The organism is Pseudomonas sp. LABIM340, from assembly GCF_040017195.2.
Lineage (GTDB): Bacteria > Pseudomonadota > Gammaproteobacteria > Pseudomonadales > Pseudomonadaceae > Pseudomonas.
Window position 1 is genome coordinate 182,984 of sequence record NZ_CM200227.1, and the last position, 26,499, is coordinate 209,482.

Sequence of the window (26,499 nt, forward strand, 5' to 3'; positions counted from 1 at the left end):
AAAATCGCCAAATTCTACACCGTCCGGCGCGGCAGGACAAAACTCAGCAGGAACAGGGCCGCCGCGCTGACCACGATGGAGGGGCCGGCGGGGGTGTCCTTGAACCAGGACAGCGAAAGCCCGGCACACACCGCCACCAGGCCGATCAGACTCGCGCCGAAGGCCATCTGTTCCGGGCTGCGCGCATGTCGCTGGGCGGCTGCCGCGGGGATGATCAGCAGGGAGGTGATCAGCAGCACGCCGACGATCTTCATGGCCACGGCGATGACGATGGCGATCAGCAGCATCAGCGCCAGGCGGATGGCGGTGACCGGCAGGCCTTCGACCCGCGCCAGTTCCTCGTGCACGGTGATCGCCAGCAGCGGTCGCCACAGCCAGCAGATCAGCCCCAGCACCAGAGCGCTGCCGGCGACTATCCACAGGAGGTCGGTCTGGCTGACGGCGAGCAGGTCGCCGAACAGGTAGGCCATCAGGTCGACGCGCACTTCCTTCATGAAGCTCAGGGTCACCAGGCCCAGCGACAGCGTGCTGTGGGCGAGGATGCCGAGCAGGGTGTCGGCGGCCAGCGGCTGGCGCTGCTGCAGGGTGACCAGCAGGACGGCGAGCAATACGCAGCCGACGGTCACCGCCAGCGTCGGGCTGACGTCCAGCAGGAAGCCCAAGGCCACACCGAGCAGGGCGGCGTGGGACAGGGTGTCGCCGAAATAGGCCATGCGTCGCCAGACGACGAACGAACCCAGGGGCCCGGCGACCACCGCCAGGGCGAGCCCGGCGAGGAGGGCGTTGAGCAGGAAATCAGCCATGGTTGCAGTCGGGGCCGTGCTGGTGGACCGGAGTGAAGCGGGTGCCGGCCGGGAAGGCGGGTTTCACCACCTCGCCGTGCAGGTCGTGGGAATGGTCGTGGTGGTGGTGGTAGACCGCCAGGCTGCGGGCGTCCTGGCCGAACAGCTCGACGAAGGCCGGGTCGCCGCTGACCTGTTCCGGGTGCCCGGAGCAGCAGACGTGGCGGTTCAGGCACACCACCTTGTCGGTGGCGCTCATCACCAGGTGCAGGTCGTGGGAGACCATCAGCACGCCACAACCGAGGCGGTCGCGCAGGCGGCCGATCAAGCGGTAAAGCTCGGCCTGGCCGGCGACGTCGACGCCCTGCACGGGCTCGTCGAGCACCAGCAGTTCCGGCTTGCGCAGCAGGGCGCGGGCCAGCAGCACGCGCTGCAGCTCGCCGCCGGAAACGCTCTGCAGCGGCTTGTCGATGACGTGGGCGGCGCCGACTTCCTTCAGCGCATCGAGGGCGTGGTAGCGCTGCACACCAGGGACCAGGCGCAGGAAGCGGAAAACCGTCAGCGGCAGGGTCGGATCGACGTGGAGCTTCTGCGGCATGTAGCCGATGGACAGCTTCGGCTGGCGCCAGACGCTGCCGGTATCGGGCTTGAGCAGGCCGAGCACGCTGCGCACCAGGGTCGTCTTGCCGGCGCCGTTGGGGCCGATCAGGGTGACGATCTCGCCGGGAGCGATGGTCAGGTCGACGTTCTGCAGCACCGCCTGGCCGCCATAACTGACGCCAACGCCTTGCAGGCGGATCAGGGCGTCGCTCATCACGCCTCCTGCTGGCCGGGGGCGCAGGCGCCGCAGAGGCCGACGATCTCGACGGTCTGGCTTTCCACAGCGAAGCCGACACCCTTGGCGCCGGCGACGATGGCCTCGCTGATGGCCGGCTGTTCCAGCTCGATGGCGGTGTGGCAGGCGCGGCAGATCAGGAACTGGCCTTCATGGGCGTGTTCCGGGTGGGCGCAGCCGATGAAGGCGTTGAGCGAGGCGATGCGGTGCACCAGGCCGTTTTCCAGGAGGAAGTCGAGGGCGCGGTAGACCGTCGGCGGCGCCGCCTTACGGCCGTCCTCTTCGCTCAGCACGGCGAGGATGTCGTAGGCGCCCAGCGGCTTGTGGCTCGCCCAGACCAGCTCCAGCACGCGCCGGCGCAGCTCGGTCAGGCGCACGCCCTGACGCGCGCACAGCGCATCGGCGTCGGCCAGGGCGCTGGCCACGCAGTTGGCATGGTCGTGCGGGCGGCAGGCGAGGGGGGTCTTGGGGGCAATCTTGTACATGCGCGGCGACGCTCGGGTTCAGAGACGTTATTATATTACTCTTTCATGTCTCCCCTGTGTGAGTGCCGCCGTGTCCTTCCGTCCCGTCGCCCTGCTGACCGCCGCCTGCGCGCTGCTGCTCAGCCTCCCCGTACGTGCCGAGGTCAGCGTGCTGACCAGCATCAAGCCGCTGCAACTGATCGCCGCCGCCATCCAGGACGGCGAAGGCACGCCGGACGTGCTGCTGCCGCCGGGCGCCTCGCCGCACAGCTACTCGCTGCGCCCGTCCGACATCCGCCGCGTGCGCGACGCGCAGCTGTTCTACTGGGTCGGCCAGGACCTGGAGAACTTCCTGCCCAAGGTGCTGGAAAGCCGCAAGGGCCCGAGCGTGGCCGTGCAGGATCAGGCCGGCATGCACCTGCGCAAGTTCGCCGATTTCAGCGAGTCGAATCACCCGGACCATGACGACGACACGGGCCACGACCATGATCACCGGCCTGGCATGATCGACGCGCATTTGTGGCTGTTGCCGGCCAATGCCCAGGTGATCGCCGCACGCATGGCCGAGGACCTGGCCATCGCCGACCCGGCCAACGCCAGCCGCTACCAGGCCAACCTGAAGGCCTTCGACGAGCGCATGGAGACCCTCGACGCCCGCCTGAAACAGCGCATCGACCCGCTCAAGGGCAAGCCCTTCTTCGTCTTCCACGAGGCCTTCGACTACTTCGAGGAGGCCTATGGCCTGCGCCATGCTGGCGTCTTCGCGGTGTCCGCCGACGTGCAACCGGGCGCCCGCCATGTCGCCATGATGCGTGCGCAGCTGCAGAAGGCCGGCCCGTCCTGCATCTTCAGCGAACCGCCGATCCGCCCGCGCCTGGCCGACACCCTGAGCCAGGGCCTGCCGGTGCGCCTGGCCGAGCTGGATGACCTGGGCGTGGGCGTCAAAGTGGATGCCCAGGGCTACGAAAACCTGCTGGGCAACCTGGCGGACGAGTTCGCGGGGTGCCTGGAGAAGCTCTGACTCGGCCTGCTGCCCAAGCTTCCTCGCTCGTAGGGCCTCGGATGGCGGATAAAGCGTTCCGCTTTATGCGCCCTACGTTGCTGACTAATCCTCGGCTCCGGATTTCCCCTGTAGGAGCGGGCCATGCCCGCGATCGCACGCATGGCGCGCTCCTACAATTCATCCCCGGAATCGGCCGAGGCGCAACGCCATATCCGCGCCCGTTCGTCGCGCCACCCCTGCCTGAAATTTCCCGCAATTTCCTCCCCTGATTCCCCGCCAATCGTCGGCTTTCGGCATCTTTGACGGCGTTCGTCGTTCAATTGTCTATGGTGTCTAGTTGGGGTTGCCTGACACAAGATGTTGATGGTGATCAGGAATCTATGCCTACATATGGGGTCTACTCGCGCTCCATTTGCGCCTGCCACCCAACCGACAGGAGGTTATTTCCCGGATGGCCAAGACCGATGCGCGCCAACGCGGCGCCAACCCAGGAGTTCTCGCCCTGCAGCCTGCCTCGCAGGACATCTGGGACAGCAAGTACCGCCTCAAGCACAAGAGCGGTGACCCCATCGACGGCAGCGTCGACGAAACCTGGCAGCGCGTCGCCCGCGCCCTGGCCGACGTCGAGGCCAACAAGGCCCTGCGCGAGCACTGGTACGAGCGCTTCCTCTGGGCCCTGCGCAACGGCGCCATCCCGGCCGGGCGGATCATTTCCAACGCCGGCGCCCAGGGGCACAAGCCGGCCACCTCGACCATCAACTGCACCGTCTCGGGGATCATCCGCGACTCCATGGACGATATCCTGGAGAAGGTCCACGAGGCCGGGCTGACGCTCAAGGCCGGCTGCGGCATCGGCTACGAATTCAGCACCCTGCGCCCGCGTGGCGCCTACGTCTCCGGCGCCGGCGCGCACACCAGCGGGCCGCTGTCGTTCATGGATATCTACGACAAGATGTGCTTCACCGTCAGCTCCGCCGGGGGGCGGCGTGGCGCGCAGATGGGCACCTTCGACGTCAGCCATCCGGACGTGCGCGAGTTCATCCGCGCCAAGCGCGAAGACGGCCGCCTGCGCCAGTTCAACCTCAGCCTGCTGATCACCGACGGCTTCATGAACGCCGTGGAGGACGACGAGGACTGGCCGCTGGTGTTCCCGATCCACCAGAAGGAACGCGACGAAGTCGATCTGAAGAGCGCCGACGAGGTGGTCTGGCGCGACTGGCCTCTGCATGACGACTACCTGGTAGGCGATGACGGCCGCGTCGCCTGCAAGGTCTACGGGCGGGTCAAGGCGCGGCACCTGTGGGACATGATCATGGTGTCCACCTACGACTACGCCGAGCCTGGATTCATCCTCATCGACCGTGTCAACGAGATGAACAACAACTGGTGGTGCGAGGCGATCCGCGCCACCAACCCCTGCGGCGAGCAACCGCTGCCGCCCTACGGCTCGTGCCTGCTGGGCTCGGTGAACCTGACCACTTTTGTGGTCGACGCCTTCGGCGACAACGCGCGCTTCGACTGGGAGCGCTACCGCGAAGTGGTCCGCGTGTTCACCCGCATGCTCGACAACGTGGTGGAGATCAACGGCCTGCCGCTGGAACAGCAGCGCGCGGAAATTCTCGGCAAGCGTCGCCACGGCATGGGTTTCCTCGGCCTGGGCTCGGCGCTGACCCTGCTCAAGCTGCGCTATGGCAGCCCGGAAGCCTGCGTCTTCACCGAGGAAGTGGCGCGCGAGATGGCCCTGGTCGGCTGGGAAGTGGCCCTGGAACTGTCCCGCGAGAAAGGTCCGGCGCCGGCCCTGGTGAAGGAATACGACGTCACCGCCGAGATGCTGCGCAAGCGTCCGGAAATGAAGGCCGATGGCCTCAAGGTCGGTGACAAGATCGCCGGCCGCGTTCTGCACGCCAAGTATTCGCGCTACATGCAGCGCGTTGCCGAGCATGCGCCGCAGCTGATCGAGGAGCTGGCCGAGCACGGCGCGCGCTTCACCCATCACAGCTCCATCGCGCCCACCGGCACCATCAGCCTGAGCCTGGCCAACAACGCCTCCAACGGCATCGAGCCGAGCTTCGCCCACCACTATTCACGCAACCTGATCCGCGCCGGGCGCAAGACCAAGGAGAAGATCTCGGTCTTCAGCTACGAACTGCTGGCCTACCGCGACCAGGTGGACAACCACGCCGTGCCGGGCGCCGAGGAAGAGAAGCACCGCCTGCCGGACTACTTCATCACCGCCGACGACATCACGCCGCAGCAGCATGTGGACATCCAGGCCGCCGCGCAGAAGTGGATCGACTCGTCGATCTCCAAGACCGCCAACGTCCCCACCGACTACCCGTTCGAGGACTTCAAGGACATCTACCTCTACGCATGGCGCCAGGGCCTGAAGGGCTGCACCACCTTCCGTTTCAACCCGGCGGCCTTCCAGGGCGTGCTGGTGAAGGAGTCGGACCTGGAGAAGACCCTGTACCGCTTCGAACTGGAAGATGGCAGCGTGGTGGAACTCAAGGGCAACGAGGAAGTGGAGTACGACGGCGAGATCCATAGTGCCGCTAACCTCTTCGACGCCCTGAAAGAAGGCTATTACGGCAAGTACTGATACCCCTGGAGAATGCTATGAGCGTCAAGATCAACCAGAAGATCAAAGGCTTCCAGGTGGTGGACGTGGCCGAGGAAAAGGCCCGCGTGGAAGCCGCCGCGGCGGCCGCCGTGGTGAAGATGGATGAAACCCTGCAGCGACCGGAGCTGCTGGTCGGCGCGACCTACAAGATCAAGTCGCCGCTGTTCGAGCATGCGCTGTACGTGACCATCAACGACGTGGTGCTCAACCCGGACACCCCGTACGAGCAGCGCCGGCCCTTCGAGATTTTCATCAACTCGAAGAACATGGACCACTTCCAGTGGATCGTCGCGCTCACCCGGATCATGTCCGCAGTATTCCGCAAGGGCGGTGACTGCACCTTCCTGGTGGAAGAAATGAAGGCGGTGTTCGACCCGCGCGGCGGGTACCTGAAGCGCGGCGGCATCTATATGCCGTCGATCGTCGCCGAGATCGGCGCGGTGGTGGAGCGCCACCTGGTCGCCATCGGCCTGATGGAAGGCCCGCAGCTGGACGAGGAGCAGCGTCTGTATCTCGCTGAAAAGCGCGCCGCCTACGAAGCCGCCCAGGGCACCAACAAGGCCGAGCCCGGCGAAGGCTTCCCCGCCGGCGCCCAGCTTTGCGGCAAGTGCAACACGATGGCGGTGGTGCAGATGGATGGCTGCGCGACATGCCTGAACTGTGGGCATTCCAAGTGCGGGTGAGCCCGCTCAAAACGCATGCGTTTTGAAGGGCGAACGACCGGCCATGGATGGCCGGGCCGGGGTTCATCTTGAGCAGAGGAGTTGCGGCAGGGATGCCAGCTCCGATTTGGATCTTCACTCCTCCGCTTCATGCCGGAGCTCTGTGTAGGAGCGGGCCATGCCCGCGATCGCGCGCATGGCGCGCTCCTACAAGGGGTTCATCAGCCACCTGCAGCTCCTTCAGACGTGCATCCGTCTGCTTTCGTAGGAGCGGATTTATCCGCGATCCGGCCGGAAAGCCTGCGCTGAATTACAACGCAAACGGCAAATGAATCCCCACCGTCTGCCGCTGCGCCAGCCGACGCTCAAACTCGCTCGGGTCGTGGATCAGCACGTCCTGCCCGGCGAATGCCTCGGCGGCGATCAGCCGCGACAGCCAGAAGCGCACGCAAGCCACCCGCAGCATCTCCGGCCACAGCTCGGCTTCGAGCGCGGTGAACGGCCGCTTGGCCGCATAGGCCGCCAGCAGGGCGCGGGTGCGGGGGCCGTCGAGGGCGCCGTCGTCTGTCGAGCACCAGTCGTTCACGGTGATCGCCAGGTCGTAGAGCATCCAGCCGGAGCTGGCGTTGTAGAAGTCGATCACCCCCGCCAGGTGCGGGCCGTCGAACAGCACGTTGTCGCGGAACAGGTCGGCGTGCAGGTTGGCGCGCGGCAGCGCCGGCTGTTCGGCGAGCAGGCGGGCGATCTCCTCAAGGGCATCGCCCAGCAGGGTCGCGGCGTGGCCGGACAGGTGCGACTGCATCGTCTCGCCTTCATGCAGCATCCAGCTCAAGCCGCGGTCGCTGGGGCGCTCGATGATCCGCTCGCGGGTCGCCAGGTGCAGGCGTGCCAGCAGGTCGCCGACTTCCTTGCAGTGATGGTTGTTTGGCGAGCGTTCGTGACGGCCGGCCAGGCGCGGTTGCAGCAGCGCCGGCTTGCCTTCGAGCTGACGCAGCGCCTCGCCATCCTTCGTGCGCAGGGCGTAGGGCACCGGCAGGTCGGCTTCGTGCAGGACGTCGAGCAGTTCGATGAAGAACGGCATCTCCTGCACCGGGCCGCGCTCCACCAGGGTCAGGACGAATTCGCCGCGTTCCAGGCTGACGAAGAAATTGCTGTTCTCCGAGCCTTCCGCGATACCGCGGAAGTCCCGCAGGCGGCCGAGGCCGTAGGGGGCGAGGAAGTCTTCCAGGACCGGACGTTCCAGAGGCGTGAATACCGACATGCTCAATCCTCTGGAGCGTCGTGGTGGGGAGGGTTTACCAGCTGAAGATCTGCCACTGCGGAATCAGCTTGTCGGGCTGGTCCGAGCGGATGAAGTTGCCGTCGCTGCCGTCCTGGCGCACCAGGAAGTAGGGCTTGCCGTGCTTGGGCACGACCTTGATGGCGTAGAGGAATCCGTTCACGCGGTATTCCTGGATGGTCTTGTCGCCCTCCTGGCGGATGGTCACATCCGGTTCCGGCGTCGGGGCATCGTCCGCCGCCAGCACGGAGGTTGCGCCAAGACCCAGCAGAGCGGCGAGCAACAGGCGGTTCAACGTACGCATGATAACCTTGTCCCTTTGTCGAATTGGCTACGGACATTTTAGCCCGAGCCCTTCTGAAAAGGTTGATTCCCCTCATGAGCCAAGCACCCCTCGTCCTCGTGGACGGCTCGTCCTACCTGTATCGCGCCTTCCATGCCCTGCCGCCGCTGATGACCTCCAGCGGCATGCCCACGGGAGCGGTGAAGGGCGTGCTGAACATGCTCAAGAGCCTGCGCAAGCAGTATCCGGACAGCCCCTTCGCGGTGGTCTTCGATGCCAAGGGCGGGACCTTCCGCGACGAGATGTTTGCCGAGTACAAGGCCAATCGCCCCTCGATGCCGGACGACCTGCGCGTGCAGGTGGAGCCGCTGCACGCCACCGTGCGCGCCCTCGGCCTGCCCCTGCTGTGCGTGGAAGGCGTGGAAGCGGACGACGTGATCGGCACCCTGGCCCGGCAGAGCGCGGCCGGTGGCCGGGCGGTGGTGATCTCCACCGGCGACAAGGACATGGCGCAGCTGGTCGACGGGCACATTACGCTGGTCAACACGATGACCGGTAGCGTGCTCGATGTGGATGGCGTTAAGGAGAAATTCGGTGTCGGTCCTGAGCTGATCATCGATTACCTGGCGCTGATGGGCGACAAGGTCGACAACATTCCCGGCGTGCCCGGTGTCGGCGAAAAGACCGCCCTCGGCCTGCTCACCGGCGTCGGTGGCGGCCTGGATGTGCTCTACGCCAGCCTGAACAAGGTGCCCGAACTGCCCATCCGCGGCGCCAAGGGCCTGCCGGCCAAGCTCGAAGAGCACAAGGACATGGCCTACCTGTCCTACCAGCTCGCCACCATCAAGTGCGATGTCGAACTGAACGTCGAGATCGACGCCCTGCACCCCGGCGAGCCGGACCGCGAGGCCCTGACCGAGCTGTATCGCACCCTGGAATTCAAGACCGGCCTGGATGATCTGCAACGCCAGGCGGCCAAGACCGCCAGCCCGCAGCTGGCGCTGGAAGAGGCCCCGGCTGCCGCAGCGGAGAAGCTCTACGAGATCGTCCTGGAACAAGCGCAGTTCGACGCCTGGCTGAAGAAGCTGGAAGCCGCCGACCTGATCGCCTTCGACACCGAGACCACCAGCCTCGATCCGCAGCAGGCGCAGGTGGTGGGTGTGTCCTTCGCGGTGAAGGAAGGCGAAGCCGCCTACGTGCCGCTGGCCCACAGTTATATGGGCGTGCCGGCGCAGCTGGATCGTGACGCCGTGCTCAAGGCCCTCAAGCCGCTGCTGGAAGACCCGAAGAAGCGCAAGATCGGCCAGCACGCCAAGTACGACATGAACGTCCTGGCCAACGCCTCGACGCCCATCGCCGTGCAGGGTATCGCCTACGACACCATGCTCGAATCCTACGTGCTGGACTCCACCGCGACCCGCCACGACATGGACAGCCTGGCGCTCAAGTACCTGGGCCACAGCACCATCCGCTTCGAGGATATCGCCGGCAAGGGCGCCAAGCAGCTGACCTTCGACCAGATCGCCCTGGAACAGGCCGGCCCCTATGCAGCCGAAGACGCCGACGTGACCCTGCGCCTGCACCAGACCCTGTGGCAGAAGCTGGAAGCCATCCCGTCCCTGGCCAAGGTGCTCACCGAAATCGAGATGCCGCTGGTGCCGGTACTGGCGCGCATCGAGCGCAACGGCGCGCTGGTCGACGCCAACCTGCTGGGCAAGCAGAGCGTCGAGCTGGGCGAGAAGATGGTCGAGCTGCAGCGCCAGGCCTATGACCTGGCGGGCGAGGAGTTCAACCTCGGCTCGCCCAAGCAGCTGGGCGCCATCCTTTATGAAAAGCTGGGCCTGCCGGTGTTGTCCAAGACCGCCACCGGCCAGCCGTCCACCGCCGAGGCCGTCCTCGCCGAGCTGGCCGAGCAGGATTACGAGCTGCCCAAGGTGATCATGCAGTACCGCTCCCTGAGCAAGCTCAAGAGCACCTACACCGACAAGTTGCCGGAGCAGATCAACCCGCGCACCGGGCGCATCCACACCAGCTACCACCAGGCGGTGGCGGCGACCGGCCGGCTGTCCTCCAGCGACCCGAACTTGCAAAATATCCCGATCCGCACCGCCGAGGGCCGGCGCATCCGCCAGGCCTTCGTCGCGCCCAAGGGCTACCAGCTGCTGGCGGCGGACTACTCTCAGATCGAACTGCGCATCATGGCCCACCTGGCCAAGGACGAAGGCCTGCTGGACGCCTTCCGTCATGATCGCGACGTGCACCGCGCCACTGCCGCCGAAGTCTTCGGCGTGCCGCTGGATGACGTGACGTCCGACCAGCGCCGCAGCGCCAAGGCGATCAACTTCGGCCTGATCTATGGCATGAGCGCCTTCGGCCTGGCCAAGCAAATCGGCGTCGAGCGCAAGGAGGCCCAGGCCTACATCGACCGCTATTTCGCCCGCTATCCGGGCGTGCTGGCCTACATGGAGCGCACCCGCGCCCAGGCCGCCGAGCAGGGCTTCGTCGAAACCCTGTTTGGCCGTCGCCTGTACCTGCCGGAAATCGCCTCGAAGAACGGCGCCATGCGCAAGGCCGCCGAGCGCACCGCGATCAACGCACCGATGCAGGGCACGGCTGCGGACATCATGAAGCGCGCCATGGTGGCTGTGGATAACTGGCTGCAGGAAAGCGGCATCGATGCCCGCGTCATCCTCCAGGTACACGACGAACTGGTCCTGGAAGTGCGCGAGGACCTGGTGGATCAGGTCCGTGATGGCATTCGGCCGCTGATGAGCGGCGCGGCGGAGCTGGACGTACCGCTGGTCGTCGAAGCCGGTGTCGGGGCGAACTGGGACGAGGCGCACTGACGACTGGACGAACGGTCACAAGGCCCGCCAGCCGGGCCTTGCGGCGCGATTGTTCAGGCGCTTTCTGGCCGGCCTGAAAAAATCTTTTGTGACCCGCTGAACTTTCCCGCGCGGAGCCGAGTCAGAACTCGTGAATGGCTGGTGAAGCCCTTCGATGCTCCTTTGCAGTGTTTAGTGTTGGCAGATTACTGGACCCCGCCCTAGCGGTCCGGACTTAAACCCCGAACTTCCCCCTCCCCATACGAAGCTCGGGGTTTTTTTTGCCTGCGATTTGGCCTCAGGCCTCCTCGCCGGCCTCCTCTTCTTCCTCGTCCAGCAGCCCCAGCCAGCCGGCCAGGACCAGCTGCGCCTCTTCCACGCCCTGGCGCTTGGGCGCCGAGAACAGCTGCAGGGTGGCGACATCGCCCCAGCCGTCGAGGATTTCCTTGCGGGTCTTGAGCAGCGCGTTCTTCGCCGCGCCGTAGGCCAGCTTGTCGGCCTTGGTCAGCAGCACGTGGATCGGCAACTGGCTGGCCTGTGCCCAGTCGAGCATCAGGCGGTCGAAATCGGTCAGCGGGTGACGGATATCCATCATCAGCACCACCCCGGCTAGCGCATTGCGGCTGGAGAGATAAGCTTCCAGGTGCTGCTGCCAGTGCAGCTTCAGCGGGATCGGCACCTTGGCGTAGCCGTAGCCGGGCAGGTCGACCAGGCGGCGTTCGTCATCCAGGCGGAAGAAGTTCAGCAACTGGGTGCGGCCAGGGGTCTTGGAGGTCCGCGCCAGGTTCGCGTGAGTCAGCGCGTTCAGCGCGCTGGACTTGCCCGCGTTGGAGCGGCCGGCGAAGGCGACTTCCAGGCCGGAATCCTCCGGGCACTGGTTCACCTTGGCGGCGGAAATGAGGAAAGTGGCCTGTTGGCAGAGGCCGAGAATCGGGTTTTTCGTAGCGTTATTCGAGGACATGGGTAACTTCGCGGCGGGTGCGACGCGGTGTCGCGGGGGGCGGTTTCGTTTCCGTTTGGGCATCTGAAGTATATAATGCCGCGGATTTTGTGTGCGCTTTATCCCCCAGGGTCGAGCCACACGGGAACGTTGAAGTCCGCGCAATCAAGAACGCGGATGTTCCCTGCGATGAGGATAATCATGAAGAAACTGCTGTTCGCAGCCATCGTTGCCGCGCTGGCATCCAGCGCCCTGGCGGCCCAGGATCCGGAAGCCGTTTTCAACAGAGCCTGTGGCGCCTGCCACAATGGTCAGTTGCCAATGGCGCCGAAAAAGGGCGACGCCGCCGCTTGGAAGCCACGCCTGGACAAGGGCATGGACACGCTGGTGCAACATGTGACCACCGGTTTCAACGCGATGCCGCCTCGCGGCCTGTGCACCGACTGCAGCGCCGAGGATTACCAGACAATTATCCAGTGGATGTCGAAGTAACTCCCAGGCCTTACTCTTTCACCCTTAGCCGTTATTGGATTAGCTGATGAACAAATTGATCGTGAGTCTGCTGTTGACCCTGGGTCTTGTCGGTGTGGCGAACGCCGCTGGCGATGCCAAGGCCGGTCAGGCGAAAGCTGCTGTCTGTGGTGCCTGCCACGGCGCCGATGGCAACAGCATGGCGCCCAACTTCCCGAAACTGGCCGGGCAGGGTGAGCGTTACCTGCTCAAGCAGATGCACGACATCAAGGACGGCAAGCGCACCGTGCTGGAAATGACCGGCCTGCTGACCAACCTCAGCGATGAGGACCTGGCAGACATCGCCGCCTACTTCTCCAGCCAGAACCCCAGTGTCGGCGCTGCCGATCCCAAGCTGGTCGCCCAGGGTGAAGCCCTGTTCCGCGGCGGCAAGCTCACTGAAGGCATGCCGGCCTGCACCGGTTGCCACAACCCGGCTGGCCAGGGCAACGCCGAAGCCGGCTTCCCGCACCTGGGTGGCCAGCACGCGGCCTACACCGCCAAGCAGCTGACCGCCTTCCGCGAAGGCGAGCGCACCAACGACGGCGACGCCATGATCATGCGCAGCATCGCCGCCAAGCTGTCCAACAAGGACATCGCTGCGATCTCCAGCTACATCGAAGGCCTGCACTAAGCAGCCTTTGTGGCGGAAACGCCAGATCGAAAAACTGCTTCGAAAAAAAGGGTGGCTTAGGCCGCCCTTTTTTGCATCCGCCCCCACTACAATGCTGGAACCGTGTCTGGCCCCTCCGGTCAAACCGCTTCATCCCGCCGCGCGCAGCGTGGCGGTTCCGCTCAGCCAAGGAGTGAACCATGCGTAACCTGATTTTCACCGCCGCTCTTGCCTTCGCCGGCCTGTTCGCCGTCAACGCGAACGCCGCCGACTTCGAAGCTGGCAAGAACTACACCGAGCTGAACCAGGCCGTCCCGGTCTCCCAGCCCGGCAAGATCGAGGTGGTGGAGCTGTTCTGGTACGGCTGCCCGCACTGCTACGCGTTCGAACCGACCATCAACCCGTGGGTCGAGAAGCTGCCGGCCGACGTTCACTTCGTGCGCATTCCGGCCATGTTCGGCGGCCTGTGGAACATCCACGGCCAGCTGTTCCTGACCCTGGAATCCATGGGCGTGGAGAAGAAGGTGCACCACTCGGTCTTCGAGAAGCTGCACAACAACCCGAAAGCCCTGACCACCCCGGAAGAAATGGCTGACTTCGTCGCCGAACAGGGCGTGGACAAGGACAAGTTTCTGAGCACCTACAACTCCTTCGCCATCAAGGGCCAGATCGAGAAGGCCAAGAAACTGGCGATGGCCTACCAGATCAGCGGCGTGCCGACCCTGGTGGTCAACGGCAAGTACCGCTTCGACATCGGCTCGGCCGGTGGCCCGGACGAGGCGCTGCAGCTGGCTGACCAGCTGATCGCCAAGGAACGCGCCAGCGCCAAGGCCGCTCAGTAAGGTCCGACGACGATGCTGCGCCGGCGGACTCGTGATCGTGTCGCGGGGGCCTGCATCCCGCGGGTGAATGACGCCCATGGGACTTCCGCCGGCCTGCCCGATGACGGCCGGCTCCGCCTGCTCAGCTTCAACATCCAGGTGGGTATCAGTACCGAAAGGTACCGCCACTACCTGACCCGCGGCTGGCAGCACCTGCTGCCGGCCGCCGGGCGCGCCAGCAACCTGCAGCGTATCGGCGAACTGCTCCACGACTACGACGTGGTCGCCCTGCAGGAAGCCGACGGCGGCAGTATCCGCTCCGGCAACATCAACCAGGTCGAACACCTGGCCCAGCTCGGTGCCTTCCCCTACTGGTACCAGCAGCTCAACCGCAATCTCGGGCGTATCGCCCAGCACAGCAACGGCCTGCTCAGCCGCCTGCAGCCCACCGCACTGGAAGACCACCCGCTGCCCGGCCCGCCCGGACGCGGTGCGATCCTCATGCGCTTCGGCGAAGGCCGTGACGCGCTGGCCGTGGTGATGATGCACCTGGCCCTCGGCGCGCGGACCCGCACCCGCCAGCTCGCCTACATCCGCGAACTGTTGCAGGACTACCGCCACCACGTGCTGATGGGCGACATGAACACCCATGCCACCGACCTGCTGGAAAGCTCGCCGCTGCGCGACCTCCAGCTCATCGCCCCGCAGGTCGAGGCCACTTTCCCCAGCTGGCGCCCACAGCGCTGCCTGGACCACATCCTGCTCAGTTCCGAGCTGGCGCTGGAACGCGTCAGTGTCCTCCCGCACCCGATTTCCGACCACCTGCCCGTGGCCGTGGAAATCCGCTTGCCGGATGCCCTGCGTTCGTCCTCGTCGCTCGTCTTGCGCGGCGAGGCCCCTGAATGAGTCGCGACGACGACCAACGCTGGAAACAGAAATACCTGGACAACCTCGAGCAGCAGGAGAAGCTCGAGCGCCGCTGGGATGCCCGCCTCGACCTGCTGCGTCGCGGCCTGGTGCGCAGCAGCCTCGCCGCCGAAGGCAGCGACAAGGCGGTGGATGCGTGCATGAAGGAGCTGCGCGAGGTGCTGCGCCGTGATGAGATGGACGCCGGCCTGTCGCGCCTGATTCCGCAGCTCGAAAAAGCCGTGCTCGACTCCGAGCAGCGACGCCAGCAGCGCGTCGAGCAGAACATCGCCGCCCTGGGCCAGCTGTCGCAGCAATTGCTGTCCCTGGACATGCCGGGGGACTTGCGCAAGCCGCTCAAGCGCCTGGCCAAGGACATTCCCAGCCGTGGCAGCTCCTCCCGTGAACTGCCGGGCCTGCTGGCCGAACTGAGCCGCCTGCAACGCCAGGTGCTGGACCATTTCGGCAATGGCGGCGGCGAGCAGCGCCCCGGCTTCCTGCAGCGGCTGTTCGGCAGCCGGGACAACGACGAGGCAGATTCGCCGGAATCGATGCCCACTGCGCTCGCCGCAACGGCACAGGCAACACCCATCGACGAAGCAGCGATAGATGAGCCGCTTCCCGCTGCAGCACAACCTGCTGCACCTGCACCTGCACCTGCACCTGCACCTGCACCTGCACCTGCCGCGACGGTGGTCGCTGAAGCGGTTGCCGAGTCTGTCATGGAGCGGGCCGACGCCGTTGCCCCGCCCCCGGCGCCAGAACCCGTCGCCGCACCGTCCCCGGCCGCGCTGCCCGAACCTGTCACCGTGGCCGAAGTGCCGGTCCCTGCGGCCGTGTTGGAGCCTGTTGCCCACGACGATTCCAAGCTGCTCGACAGCCTGCCGGTGCCGCCCGGCCTGTTCGGCACGCCGGAAGACGCACGTCAGGCCAGCGATCCTTACGCCCTGCCGCCGCGCCCGGAGCCCGGCTACAGCGCCGTGGCGCCGCACATCGAGGCGAGCCTGCTGCGCCTGCTGGACGAGATGCACCTGCCGGCTGCCCAGCAGATCCAGGCCGAGGAGCTGCGCTCGCGCATCCATGGCAGCCTCAACTGGTACGAACTGGTGCCGGTGCTGGACGACCTGGGCGTCCTCGTGCTGTCGCTCAACGACAGCGGCCAGCGCGAGTTCGAAGGCTACCTGCACCAGCTCAACGAACGCCTGGGCACCTTCCTCGACGGCCTGCAGGCGGTCCAGGAGAATCACAGCGGCTCCAGCTCCAGCGCCCGCGACCTTGACGATACCCTGCGTGAACAGGTCAGTGGCCTGAAGGAAAGTGTGCTGGAGGCCACCGACCTGGAAGGCCTCAAGCGCAATGTCGAGTCGCGCCTGCAGGGCCTGGTCGGCACCATGGACCGCTTCCGCGAGGAGCGCGAAGTCCGTGAGCGCGAGGTGGGTGAGCGCATCCAGTCGCTGGTGACCCGCGTCACCAGCATGGAAGAGGAAGCCCGCACCTTCCAGGCGAACATCGAGGACCAGCGTCAGAAGGCCATGACCGATGCCCTGACCGGCCTGCCCAACCGCGCCGCGCTGAGCGAGCGGCTGGAGCTGGAGGTCTCGCGCTGGGAGCGCTACGGCGGCGACCTGCTGCTGGCGGTGCTCGACGTCGACCACTTCAAGCGCATCAACGACGACTTCGGCCATCTTGCCGGCGACAAGGTGCTGAAGATCATCGCCAACGAACTGGCCAAGCGCGTGCGCAAGACCGACTTCATCGCCCGCTACGGCGGCGAGGAGTTCGTCGTGCTGCTGCCCGCCACGCCGCTGGACGGCGGACAGCAACTGCTCGACGTGCTGCGCGGCGCCATCGAAGCCTGCCCGTTCCACTTCAAGGGCGAACGCCTGAGCATCACCTGCTCGGCGGGCCTGACGGCGTTCCGCAAGGGCGAGCGCGCCGAGGCCGTGTTCGAGCGCGCCGACCAGGCGCTCTACCGTGCCAAGCGCGGCGGGCGCAATCGCCTCGAAGTCGACTGACGACCGGTCCTGACTGTAGGAGCGCGCTTCGCGCGAATCGCGGGCATGGCCCGCTCCTACAGGGAAACATTTCATTTCGGCCGAAAATTCTTGACGAATGAAAGCTGCTAGGTTTTGATTCGCACCATTATCTTTCGAATCGAAACTTAATAGTTCATGTCGAAACGCAACACACCTCAACGCCGCCACGACATCCTGGCGCTGCTCGCCGAACAGGGCGAGGTCAGCGTGGACGATCTCGCGCGCCGCTTCGCCACCTCCGAGGTGACCATCCGCAAGGACCTGGCCGCCCTGGAAGGCAACGGACTGCTGCTGCGCCGCTACGGCGGCGCGGTGCCGATGCCCCACGAATTGATCGCCGAGCCGAGCCAGCCGCTGTCGCGCTACAAGCAGGCCATCGGTCGCGCCGCGGCTGCCTGTATTCGCGAGCACGCGCGGATCATCATCGACAGCGGCAGCACCACCGCCGCGCTGATCCCGGAGCTGGGCCGCAAGCCCGGCCTGGTGGTGATGACCAATTCCCTGAGCGTGGCCAATGCCCTGCGCGAGCTGGAGCGCGAACCGGTGCTGCTGATGACCGGCGGCACCTGGGACCCGCACTCGGAGTCATTCCAGGGGCAAGTGGCCGAACAGGTGCTGCGCTCCTACGATTTCGATCAGCTGTTCATCGGCGCCACCGGGCTCGATCTCGAGCGCGGCACGACGACCTTCAACGAACTGCTGGGGCTGAGCCGGGTCATGGCCGAGGTCGCCCGCGAGGTGATCGTCATGGCCGAGGCCGACAAGCTGGGCCGGCGCATACCCAACCTGGAGTTGCCGTGGAGCAGCGTCCAGACCCTGATTACCGACGAACGCCTGAGTGATGAAGCGTTCGAACTGATCCAGGCGCGCGGCGTGAAAGTGATCCGCGCGCGCTGCGAAGACTGACAGGAGACCCAAGCCATGTGTGGAATCGTAGGCGCCATCGCCGAGCGCAATATCACCCCGATCCTCGTCGAAGGCCTCAAGCGCCTGGAATACCGTGGCTACGACAGCGCCGGTGTGGCGGTGATCGACAATAGCGGTGCGCTGGATCGCCGCCGCCGCGCCGGCAAGGTTTCCAGCCTCGAGCAAGCCATCGCCGAGCAGCCGCTGCTCGGTCGCCTGGGCATCGCCCACACCCGCTGGGCCACCCACGGCGCGCCCACCGAGGCCAACGCCCACCCGCACTTCTCCCGTGGCGAAGTGGCGGTGGTGCACAACGGCATCATCGAGAACTTCGAGCCCCTGCGTGAAATGCTCAAGGCGCGCGGCTACGAGTTCACCTCGCAGACCGACACCGAGGTCATCGCCCACCTGCTGCACCTGCGCCTGAGTGAGCTGGGCGACCTGACCGTCGCACTCAAGGCCGTGGTCAAGGAACTGCACGGCGCCTATGGCCTGGCGGTGATCAGCAGCAAGCAGCCCGACCGCATCCTCGCCGCCCGCAGCGGCAGCCCGCTGGTGGTGGGCCTGGGGCATGGCGAGAACTTCCTCGCCTCCGACCAGTTGGCGCTGCGCCAGGTCACCGACCGCTTCATCTACCTGGAAGAAGGCGACATCGCCGAAATCCGCCGCGACGGCCTGCAGCTGTGGGACGTGAAGGGCAACCCGGTGCAGCGCGAGGAAGTGCGCTACCACGAGGGCGCCGAGGCCGCCGACAAGGGTGGCTACCGCCACTTCATGCTCAAGGAGATTCACGAGCAGCCCGCCGTGGTGCAGCGCACCCTGGAAGGCCGCCTGGGCGCCGAGCAGGTGCTGGTGGACAACTTCGGCCCGCAGGCCCGCGAGCTGCTGGCCAAGGTGCGCACCGTGCAGATCGTCGCCTGCGGCACCAGCTACCACGCCGGCATGGTTGCCCGTTACTGGCTGGAGAGCCTGACCGGCATTCCCTGCCAGGTCGAAGTCGCCAGCGAGTTCCGCTACCGCAAGGTCGCGGTGCACCCGGACTCCCTGTTCGTCACCATCTCCCAGTCCGGCGAAACCGCCGACACCCTGGCCGCGTTGCGCTACGCCAAGGAGCTGGGCTTCCTGTCCAGCCTGGCGATCTGCAACGTCGCCAAAAGTTCGCTGGTGCGCGAGTCGGACATGACCCTGCTGACCAACGCTGGCCCTGAAATCGGCGTGGCCTCCACCAAGGCCTTCACCACCCAGCTGGTCGCCCTGCTGCTGCTGACCCTGGGCATCGGTCAGGTGCAGAAGCGCCTGGGCGATGGCGTCGAGGCCGAGCTGGTGAGCGAGCTGCGCCGCCTGCCGACCCACCTGGAAGAAGCCCTGTCCATGGACAAGGTGGTGGAGAAGATCAGCGAACTGTTCGCCGAGAAGCACCACACGCTGTTCCTCGGCCGTGGCGCCCAGTACCCGGTAGCGATGGAAGGCGCGCTGAAGCTCAAGGAAATCTCCTATATCCACGCCGAGGCCTACCCGGCGGGTGAGCTCAAGCACGGCCCGTTGGCGCTGGTCGACGCCGACATGCCGGTTGTCACCGTGGCGCCGAACAACGAACTGCTGGAGAAGCTCAAGTCCAACCTGCAGGAAGTCCGCGCCCGCGGTGGCGAGCTGGTGGTCTTCGCCGAAGGCGGCAGCGGCATCAGCGATGGCGAAGGCACCCACGTGGTGGGCATGCCGGCGATCCACGATTGCCTGGCGCCGATCCTCTACACCGTGCCGCTGCAACTGCTGTCCTACTACGTCGCTGTGCTCAAGGGCACCGACGTCGACCAGCCGCGCAACCTGGCCAAGTCGGTAACCGTCGAGTAAGCCGGTCTGCTTAGCTCCACCCCAGGGGGCCCGCGCATCGCGCCGGCCCCCTGTTCGTTTCTGCCCGTCGCCGCCCGCGCAACAAATCCGTCGCACGACTCCCGCCAAAGCTTCACGAAACCGTCCCCAGCCTGCCAACTCGGTACGCCACCCTCAGCGCTGCAACCTGAACGGGTGCGCGCATCGCCGTAGCTGCTGCGCGCTCTCGAGTCCCCGCAACAGCGGGAACCGGCGTGGCGCCGGTCACTACAACAACGCAACGGGTGCTGGCGACTGATGACGATCGAAGGATTCGTGCTGATTGGCCGCGTCTCGGGCCTCGCTCCGGAGCTTGCGCGGTGAAGCTGCTGGTCACCGGCGCCGCCGGGTTCATCGGCTTCCACACCGCCCAGCGCCTGTGCCGTGAAGGGCACGAGGTGGTCGGCATCGACAACCTCAACGACTACTACAGCGTCGAGCTCAAGCTGGCTCGCCTGGAGCTCCTGCGGGGGCAGCGACAATTCCGCTTCGAGCGCCTGGATATCGCCGACGCGCCGGCCCTGGCGGCACTGATGCGTCGCGAAGGTTTCGAGCGGGTGATCCACCTGGCCGCCCAGGCCGGCGTGCGCTATTCGCTGGAGAATCCGCAGGCCTACGCCGACGCCAACCTAAGCGGCTTCGTCAACCTGCTCGAAGGCTGCCGGCACACCGGCGTCGGCCATGTGGTGTACGCCTCCAGCAGCTCGGTCTACGGCATGAACAGCACGATGCCCTTCAGCACCGACGCAGCGGTGGACCAACCGGTGTCGCTCTATGCCGCGACCAAGCGCGCCAACGAGCTGATGGCGCACACCTACGCGCACCTCTACCGCCTGCCGCTCACCGGACTGCGCTTCTTCACCGTGTATGGCCCCTGGGGCCGTCCGGACATGGCGCTGTTCAAGTTCACCCGCTCGATCCTCGAAGGGCAGCCCATCGACATCTACAACCACGGCGAGATGTCCCGCGACTTCACCTACATCGACGACGTGGTGGAAGGCCTGCTGCGCATCCAGGATTGCCCTCCCGTTGCCGGCGAGCTCGGCGCGGCGCCTGCGGCGCTCTACAACATCGGCTGCGGCGCCCCGGTGCGTCTGCTCGACATGGTCGCCTGCGTCGAGCGCGCGCTGGGTCGTCGCGCCATCCGCAACTACTTGCCGCTGCAGCCGGGCGATGTGCTGCGCACCTGGGCCGATGTCGAGGCACTGGCGCAACGCACCGGCTTCCGTCCGGGCACCTCGCTGCAGAGCGGCGTCGAACGATTCGTCCACTGGTACCGCGAGTTCTACGCGGTCGCACATCCCTGCGCCCCGGCGGCGTAACGGGCACGGAGCAAGCGTCTGAGCATGTCCAGCAGTCCTTTCGTGTCGGTGCTGATTCCGGCGAAGAACGAGGCCGAAAACCTTCCCGTCCTGCTCGAGGAAGTCCGCGTCGCTCTGGCCGGTGAAACCTTCGAAGTCATAGTGGTGGACGACGGCAGCAACGATGCCACGCGCAGCGTGCTGCAGGGCTTGCAACAGGGCGGCTACAGCCAGCTGCGGGTGCTCGCCCACGAGCGCTCGCTGGGCCAGAGCACCTCGATCTATCACGCCGCCGAGGCCGCGCGCGGCCACTGGCTGGCGACCCTGGACGGCGACGGGCAGAACGACCCGGCGGACATTCCCGGCATGCTCGCGCTGGTGCGCGCGCCAGATTGCCCGGCTGACCTCAAGCTGATCGCCGGCCACCGCGTGAAGCGCCAGGACAGTGCGAGCAAGCGTTGGGCCTCGCGCTTTGCCAACCGCCTGCGCGGGCGCCTGCTGCGCGACCAGACCCCGGACACCGGTTGCGGCCTCAAGCTGATCGAGCGTGAGGCCTTCCTGCGCCTGCCGTACTTCGACCACATGCACCGCTTCATCCCCGCGCTGATCCAGCGTCACCAGGGCAGCATGCGCGTGTACCCGGTCAACCACCGGGCGCGCAACGCCGGAGTATCCAAGTACGGCAACCTCGATCGGGCGCTGGTGGGCATCCTCGACCTGTTCGGCGTCTGGTGGCTGATCCGCCGCACGCGCCTGGACGCCCTGCCGCACGAGCTGGGCCGCTGAACCATGAGCGTCCCAAGCTCCTCCCTGAGTCTGCTTAACCGCGCACAGTTCACCGGGTGGCGCCGCTGCGCCGAGCGTCCCTGGCTGCTGCTGGTGCTGGCGGCGTTACTGCTGGGCGCCGGGCTGGGCCTGCGCCAGCCAAGCAACGTGGATGAAGAGCGCTTCCTCGGCGTTGCGCTGGAAATGCTGCAGAGCGGCGACTGGCTGATTCCCCACCGCGCCGCGGAAATCTACCCGGACAAACCGCCACTGTTCATGTGGCTGCTGGCGACCCTGGTGCGCCTGGGCATCGCGCCGAATCTGGCGCTGTTCCTGCCGGCGTTCCTCTCCGGCATGGTCGCCACCGCCTGCCTCTACGACCTCGGCCGGCGCTTGTGGAACCCGCGCATCGGCTTCGCTGCTGGGCTGCTGTTCCTGGCGACCTACCAGACCTGGTCGGTGCTGCGCGACGGCAGCATCGACGGCTTCCTTTGCCTGTGGACAAGCCTGGGCGTCTATGGCCTGTGCCGGCACCTGCTGCTGGGGCCGGCGTGGCGCTGGTTCTATGTCGCCTGCGCGGCGATGGGGCTGGGGGTCATCAGCAAGGGCGTGGGCTTCCTGCCGGCGCTGATGCTCATTCCCTATGCCTACGCGGTGCGCCGGCGGTGGCACGGCGTGGTGGCCATGCCCAGCCAGGCGCGGCGCTGGTGGCTGGGCCTGCTGGTGGCCCTGGCTGCGATCCTGCTGTGGCTGCTGCCGGTGGTGCTGCATGTGCTGAGCAGCGGCAGCGCCGACGGCCGCGCCTACCTCGACGACATCCTCCTGCACCAGACCGCCAGGCGCTACGCCAGCGCCTGGCAGCACCAGGAACCGTTCTGGTACTTCTTCGCCAAGGTCATCCCGCAGTATTGGTTGCCGCTGGTACTGGCGCTGCCCTGGATGGTGCCGGCCTGGCGCCGCCAACTGGCGCGCCGGGATGGCCGCGTGCTGGTGCTGCTGGGCTGGGTCGCGCTGGTGCTGCTGTTCTTCAGCCTCAGCAGCGGCAAGCGCAAGCTCTACATCTTCCCCGCGCTGCCCGGCCTGGTGCTGGTCATGGCGACGCTGCTGCCCTGGCTGCTGCGCCGCTGGTTCGCCGAGCGGCCGTGGGCGCGCAGAGTCTTTGTCGGCCTGGCGCTGGCCTGGTTCGCCGCCTGGTTCGCCCGTGGCTTCATCGAACCGCTGAAGGACCCCGGCGATGACCGCCGACCGCTGATGGCCGAGGTACAGCGCCTCAGCGAAGGCCGCGAACTGGTGCTGACCCACTGGCGCGAGGGCCATTGGCTCTACGCCCGCCAGCCGCTGGTGCACTTCGGCATCGACACCCCGAACCAGACCGGGAAGGCCCTGACCTGGCTGCGTGCTCATCCGCAGGCGCTGGCGATGGTCCGCGCCGAGGACCTGGAGCGCTGCTTCCGACCTGAAGTCGCCCGCGAGGTGAAGGGCGATTACGAGGAGCGCTGGTTCCTGGTCGACGCCGAGGCCGACAACGGCCTGTGCGCCGAGGATGCCAGCGCTCCGGCCTACCGCTTTGCCTGGCAGCGCCCGCTGTCCTGAACCCCCGCGAGGAGTCCGCACGTGAGCCAGATCGTCGAGAGCATCGAAGCCCTACCGCGGAGCCCGTCGTGGCGCCGGTTCGACCGCCGCACCTGGTTGCGCCTGGCCCTCGGGCTGGCGCTGCTGGTGCCGGCGGTGACGCTGGTGCTGACCGAGCACTGGCAGCAGCGCGCCTGGTTCTACCTGCGCAGCCAGCTGCATGCCGCGGACTGGGCGGGGCGCAGCGTCTGGCTGCCCGACTACAAGGTGACCCTCGACGCGCTGCCGGTGAAAGGCATCGAGTCGGATCTGTCGGCCATCAGCTACGACTTCGACCAGGATCGCCTGCTCGCCGTGACCAATGCCGGCAACATGAAGCTGGCGGTGCTGAACAAGGCCGGCGAGATGCTCGCGGAGTACCCCATGAGCGGCTTCGAGGACGTCGAGGCCATAGCCTACCTGGGCGGCGGGCTGGTGGCGGTGGCCGACGAGAACCTCCAGCAGATCGACTTCTTCAGCCTGCCCGAGCACCCCGGCCAGACCATCCAGGCGAGCGAGGTGCAGTCCTTCGCCCTGGCGATCAACCCGAGCATCCACAACAAGGGCTTCGAAGGGCTCACCTACGATCCCGACCATGACCGCCTGTTCATCGGCAAGGAACGCGGCCCGCGGCAGATCTATGAGGTCACCGGGGTGCGCGCGAGCCTGGCCGGGAAGATGCAGCTGAAGATCATCGACCGCACCACCTGGGTGAAGCGCAGCGTGTTCGGCACCGACATCTCCGACCTGCATTACGACCGCCGCAGCGGCCACCTGCTGGTGCTCAGCGAAGAGTCGCGGCTGATCATGGAGCTGGACGATCAGGGCGGCCTGGTGAGCTTCCGCTCCCTCGGCGGCTTCGGCGACCTCAAGCACCGCGCGCCACAGGCGGAAGGGCTGACCATGGACGCCAGCGGCAATCTCTTCGTGGTCAGCGAGCCGAACCTGTTCTACCGCTTCGAGAAGCGCTGAGCGCTCCTCAGTGGCTCTGCGCGCCGGCGCCTGTGTCCTGGCGCCGCAGCAGCGCGAGGTTGCGCAGGTAGACCAGGATGCCGAAGGACTGGCCGAGGATGATGATCGGGTCCCGCTGCGCCACCGCGTAGCTGAACAGCAGCACGCTGCCGGCCATCGACAGGTACCAGAAGTGGATCGGATTGACCGGCCGCCCGGCGCGCTCGGAGAACCACAGCTGCAGCACGAAGCGCCCGGTGAAGAGCACCTGTCCCACCAGCCCGACGACGGTCCACCAGGGATCGGCGGCTCCGAGCGCCTGGATGATCGGTTCAGGCTTGGACAACCAGCCGGGAATCACCGCCACCGCCGCCCAGGCCAGCCAGGGCCAGGCGAAGAACAGCGGCCGGCCGCCGCCGTGCCGACGCTCCAGCTCCAGGTTGCGCAGGTAGATCGCCAGGCCGGCGAGTTGCCCCAGGCAGATCACCAGGTCGCGCTGGTGCGTCGCGTAGGCCAGCAGCGGCACGGCTCCGGCGCAGCTGAAATACCAGAAGTGCACCGGCATCAGGCTGCGACGGGCGCGCTCGGAGAGCACCCACTGGACCAGGAAGCGAGCGGAGAAGGCAGCCTGCGCGAGCAGCCCGATGGCGAACCACAGTGGATTGACGGCGTTCAAGCCTGGCCCCTTGCCGGATGGACGAAAGCCGCGCACGACGCGACCTGCAGCACTTTTCGGCAGTCTACGGAGGGGATATTTCGCTTTGGTGGCGCAGTGCGGGGGAATCAACATTCCCCCGGTGCCTGCACGTCCGGGGGTGTGGACGGGGCACCGAGGCCAGGCGGCAGAGGCCGCTACACGAGGGGAATGGAAATCGACCTTGTCTTGTGGACAAGGTCGGGCTCCGGCCCTGCGAGGGGTACCTGACAAGTCTCCCGCAGGGCGGGGAGCGGGCCAACGATAGAAGCTGGCTAGTGGCCGGTCAATCGGAAACGACAAACGCGCGTTCGCAAGTGTCCGATATTCGAACCAAAAGGGCCGGTCGGGACCGCGGATTTCGTTAGCCGGCTATCGGAGATGTCTATACTGTTTCTGATTGTGTCCGAGGAAACTCCGCTCCTGAAGCGACGCTCGGGCACGGACGGCAGAAGGATTTCCGTCCATCAAGACGGGACGCTGTTCCACCTGACAAGAGAATCCCCATGAACACACCTGCCGTACCGCAATACTCCGCCCACGAGCGCCGCTCGCGCATCCTCGCCATTGTCGGCGCCTCGTCGGGCAACCTGGTGGAGTGGTTCGACTTCTACGTCTACGCCTTCACCGCGCTGTACTTCGCCCATGCCTTCTTCCCCTCGGACGATCCGACGGTCCAGCTGCTCAACACCGCCGGGGTATTCGCCGCGGGCTTCCTGATGCGCCCGATCGGCGGCTGGCTGTTCGGCCGCATCGCCGACAAGAAGGGTCGCAAGACCGCGATGATGATCTCGGTGCTGATGATGTGCGGCGGCTCGCTGGCGATCGCGGTGATGCCGACCTACGCCACCATCGGCGTCGCGGCGCCGGCGCTGCTGCTGCTGGCGCGGCTGTTCCAGGGCCTCTCCGTGGGCGGCGAGTACGGCACCAGTGCGACCTACATGAGTGAAGTGGCGCTCAAGGGCCAGCGCGGCTTCTTCGCCTCATTCCAGTACGTGACCCTGATCGGCGGCCAGCTGCTGGCCGTGCTGGTGGTGGTGGTCCTGCAGCAACTGCTGACCACCGACGAGCTGAAGGAGTGGGGCTGGCGGATTCCCTTCGTGGTCGGCGCCATCACCGCGGTGATCGCCTTCTACCTGCGTCGTTCGCTGCACGAGACGGCCAAGGAGTCGAACCTCAACCGCAAGGAGTCGGGCACCCTCTCCGAACTGTTCACCCACCACAAGCGCGCCTTCTTCACCGTGCTCGGCTTCACCGCCGGTGGCTCGCTGATCTTCTACACCTTCACCACCTACATGCAGAAATACCTGGTGAACACCGCCGGCATGGACCCGAAGGTGGCCAGCGGCGTGATGACCTTCGCGCTGTTCTGCTACATGTGCATGCAGCCGCTGTTCGGCGCGCTGTCCGACCGCATCGGCCGCAAGACCTCGATGCTCTGGTTCGGCGCCCTGGGGCTGATCTTCACCTGGCCGATCCTCTCCGCGCTGAAGGCGGTGAGCAGCCCGTACCTGGCCTTCGTGCTGATCATCGCGGCCATGGCCATCGTCAGCCTGTACACCTCGATCAGCGGCCTGATCAAGGCGGAGATGTTCCCGCCGCAGATTCGCGCCCTGGGTGTTGGCCTGTCCTACGCGGTGGGCAACGCGATCTTCGGCGGCTCCGCCGAATACGCCGCGCTGGGCCTGAAGACCATGGGCATGGAAGAGGTGTTCTACATCTACGTTTCGGTCATGTGCGGCGTGGCGCTGGTGGTCTGCCTGCTGCTGCCGGACCTGCGCAAGGTCAGCTACCTCAACGACGAGGACTGACCTTCGCCGGCA

The 26,499-nt window shown here is 66.3% G+C and carries 24 protein-coding genes; 17 read left to right on the forward strand and 7 right to left on the reverse strand.

The features are described from left to right. Positions 1-14: 14 nt before the first annotated feature. From znuB to zur, 3 genes are read right to left on the reverse strand one after another with little or no spacing between them, the layout of a single operon-like run. Complete coding sequence (gene znuB, locus ABKS89_RS00890) at positions 15-803, reverse strand: zinc ABC transporter permease subunit ZnuB (protein ID WP_017521234.1); 789 nt, start codon at positions 801-803, stop codon at positions 15-17. Next, entirely contained in the window at positions 796-1,596 is an 801-nt protein-coding gene (gene znuC, locus ABKS89_RS00895) for a zinc ABC transporter ATP-binding protein ZnuC (RefSeq protein ID WP_348588682.1), read from the reverse strand. The genes znuB and znuC overlap by 8 nt, the downstream gene beginning before the upstream one ends. Further along, positions 1,596-2,102 carry a zinc uptake transcriptional repressor Zur gene (gene zur / locus ABKS89_RS00900; RefSeq protein ID WP_138213309.1) on the reverse strand — a complete coding sequence of 169 codons (507 nt, stop codon included), beginning with the start codon at positions 2,100-2,102 and terminating at the stop codon, positions 1,596-1,598. The genes znuC and zur overlap by 1 nt, the downstream gene beginning before the upstream one ends. 70 nt (positions 2,103-2,172) lie before the next feature. On the opposite strand from zur, the gene ABKS89_RS00905 reads away from it, so the two are divergent. The 4 genes from ABKS89_RS00905 to ABKS89_RS00920 all read left to right on the forward strand — a co-directional run bounded on the left by ABKS89_RS00905 (position 2,173) and on the right by ABKS89_RS00920 (position 6,387). Beyond that, positions 2,173-3,102: a zinc ABC transporter substrate-binding protein gene (locus ABKS89_RS00905; RefSeq protein ID WP_348588681.1), complete on the forward strand. Its 930-nt coding sequence runs from the start codon at positions 2,173-2,175 to the stop codon at positions 3,100-3,102. 123 nt (positions 3,103-3,225) lie between these two features. Next, positions 3,226-3,387 carry a hypothetical protein gene (locus tag ABKS89_RS00910; RefSeq protein WP_348588680.1) on the forward strand — a complete coding sequence of 54 codons (162 nt, stop codon included), beginning with the start codon at positions 3,226-3,228 and terminating at the stop codon, positions 3,385-3,387. A 148-nt stretch (positions 3,388-3,535) separates the two neighbouring features. After that, positions 3,536-5,683, forward strand: a complete 2,148-nt coding sequence (locus ABKS89_RS00915) for an adenosylcobalamin-dependent ribonucleoside-diphosphate reductase (protein WP_348588678.1) — start codon at positions 3,536-3,538, stop codon at positions 5,681-5,683. 17 nt (positions 5,684-5,700) lie between these two features. After that, complete coding sequence (locus tag ABKS89_RS00920) at positions 5,701-6,387, forward strand: TSCPD domain-containing protein (RefSeq protein ID WP_017521239.1); 687 nt, start codon at positions 5,701-5,703, stop codon at positions 6,385-6,387. Between the two features lie 289 nt (positions 6,388-6,676). Here ABKS89_RS00920 and ABKS89_RS00925 read toward each other — a convergent pair whose 3' ends face one another. Next, the gene (locus ABKS89_RS00925; protein ID WP_348588677.1) at positions 6,677-7,627 is read right to left on the reverse strand and encodes a homoserine kinase; all 951 of its coding nucleotides are present in this window, start codon (positions 7,625-7,627) and stop codon (positions 6,677-6,679) included. Between the two features lie 34 nt (positions 7,628-7,661). After that, a complete protein-coding gene (locus ABKS89_RS00930; RefSeq protein WP_138213305.1) occupies positions 7,662-7,949 on the reverse strand; it encodes a DUF2782 domain-containing protein in 288 nt (95 codons plus the stop codon). 74 nt (positions 7,950-8,023) lie between these two features. Here ABKS89_RS00930 and polA point away from each other — a divergent pair, with 74 nt between their 5' ends. After that, positions 8,024-10,774, forward strand: coding sequence for a DNA polymerase I (polA, locus tag ABKS89_RS00935; protein ID WP_348588675.1), 2,751 nt, complete (start codon positions 8,024-8,026; stop codon positions 10,772-10,774). 277 nt (positions 10,775-11,051) lie between these two features. Here the strand turns inward: polA and yihA are convergent, their stop codons facing one another. Then, positions 11,052-11,714 (reverse strand): ribosome biogenesis GTP-binding protein YihA/YsxC, encoded by a 663-nt coding sequence (yihA, locus tag ABKS89_RS00940; RefSeq protein ID WP_045213409.1) that lies wholly within the window; start codon positions 11,712-11,714, stop codon positions 11,052-11,054. A 180-nt stretch (positions 11,715-11,894) separates the two neighbouring features. Between yihA and ABKS89_RS00945 the strand changes: the two genes are divergently transcribed. From ABKS89_RS00945 to ABKS89_RS00995, 11 genes are all read left to right on the forward strand, one after another. Next, positions 11,895-12,185 carry a c-type cytochrome gene (locus ABKS89_RS00945; RefSeq protein WP_138213303.1) on the forward strand — a complete coding sequence of 97 codons (291 nt, stop codon included), beginning with the start codon at positions 11,895-11,897 and terminating at the stop codon, positions 12,183-12,185. 46 nt (positions 12,186-12,231) lie between these two features. Further along, the gene (locus tag ABKS89_RS00950) at positions 12,232-12,837 is read left to right on the forward strand and encodes a c-type cytochrome (protein ID WP_138213302.1); all 606 of its coding nucleotides are present in this window, start codon (positions 12,232-12,234) and stop codon (positions 12,835-12,837) included. Positions 12,838-13,016: 179 nt separating this feature from the next. After that, positions 13,017-13,658, forward strand: a complete 642-nt coding sequence (locus tag ABKS89_RS00955) for a thiol:disulfide interchange protein DsbA/DsbL (RefSeq protein ID WP_348588674.1) — start codon at positions 13,017-13,019, stop codon at positions 13,656-13,658. 12 nt (positions 13,659-13,670) lie between these two features. After that, on the forward strand, positions 13,671-14,543 hold the full coding sequence (locus tag ABKS89_RS00960) for an endonuclease/exonuclease/phosphatase family protein (protein WP_348588673.1): 873 nt from the start codon (positions 13,671-13,673) through the stop codon (positions 14,541-14,543). Beyond that, the gene (locus ABKS89_RS00965; protein ID WP_348588672.1) at positions 14,540-16,558 is read left to right on the forward strand and encodes a GGDEF domain-containing protein; all 2,019 of its coding nucleotides are present in this window, start codon (positions 14,540-14,542) and stop codon (positions 16,556-16,558) included. The genes ABKS89_RS00960 and ABKS89_RS00965 overlap by 4 nt, the downstream gene beginning before the upstream one ends. Positions 16,559-16,714: 156 nt before the next feature. Further along, positions 16,715-17,485 (forward strand): DeoR/GlpR family DNA-binding transcription regulator, encoded by a 771-nt coding sequence (locus tag ABKS89_RS00970; protein WP_081518822.1) that lies wholly within the window; start codon positions 16,715-16,717, stop codon positions 17,483-17,485. 15 nt (positions 17,486-17,500) lie between these two features. Continuing rightward, positions 17,501-19,336 (forward strand): glutamine--fructose-6-phosphate transaminase (isomerizing), encoded by a 1,836-nt coding sequence (gene glmS / locus ABKS89_RS00975; protein WP_348588671.1) that lies wholly within the window; start codon positions 17,501-17,503, stop codon positions 19,334-19,336. Positions 19,337-19,674: 338 nt separating this feature from the next. Next, positions 19,675-20,676 (forward strand): NAD-dependent epimerase, encoded by a 1,002-nt coding sequence (locus ABKS89_RS00980; RefSeq protein ID WP_348588669.1) that lies wholly within the window; start codon positions 19,675-19,677, stop codon positions 20,674-20,676. Positions 20,677-20,700: 24 nt separating this feature from the next. Continuing rightward, on the forward strand, positions 20,701-21,441 hold the full coding sequence (locus tag ABKS89_RS00985; protein ID WP_348588668.1) for a glycosyltransferase family 2 protein: 741 nt from the start codon (positions 20,701-20,703) through the stop codon (positions 21,439-21,441). Between the two features lie 3 nt (positions 21,442-21,444). Then, positions 21,445-23,013 (forward strand): ArnT family glycosyltransferase, encoded by a 1,569-nt coding sequence (locus ABKS89_RS00990; RefSeq protein ID WP_348588667.1) that lies wholly within the window; start codon positions 21,445-21,447, stop codon positions 23,011-23,013. A 21-nt stretch (positions 23,014-23,034) separates the two neighbouring features. Continuing rightward, on the forward strand, positions 23,035-24,003 hold the full coding sequence (locus tag ABKS89_RS00995; RefSeq protein WP_348588666.1) for an SdiA-regulated domain-containing protein: 969 nt from the start codon (positions 23,035-23,037) through the stop codon (positions 24,001-24,003). A gap of 7 nt (positions 24,004-24,010) precedes the next feature. Here the strand turns inward: ABKS89_RS00995 and ABKS89_RS01000 are convergent, their stop codons facing one another. Then, the gene (locus ABKS89_RS01000; protein WP_518300981.1) at positions 24,011-24,658 is read right to left on the reverse strand and encodes a lipid-A-disaccharide synthase N-terminal domain-containing protein; all 648 of its coding nucleotides are present in this window, start codon (positions 24,656-24,658) and stop codon (positions 24,011-24,013) included. Between the two features lie 524 nt (positions 24,659-25,182). Here ABKS89_RS01000 and ABKS89_RS01005 point away from each other — a divergent pair. Continuing rightward, positions 25,183-26,487, forward strand: a complete 1,305-nt coding sequence (locus tag ABKS89_RS01005; RefSeq protein WP_138213292.1) for an MFS family transporter — start codon at positions 25,183-25,185, stop codon at positions 26,485-26,487. Positions 26,488-26,499: the final 12 nt, after the last annotated feature.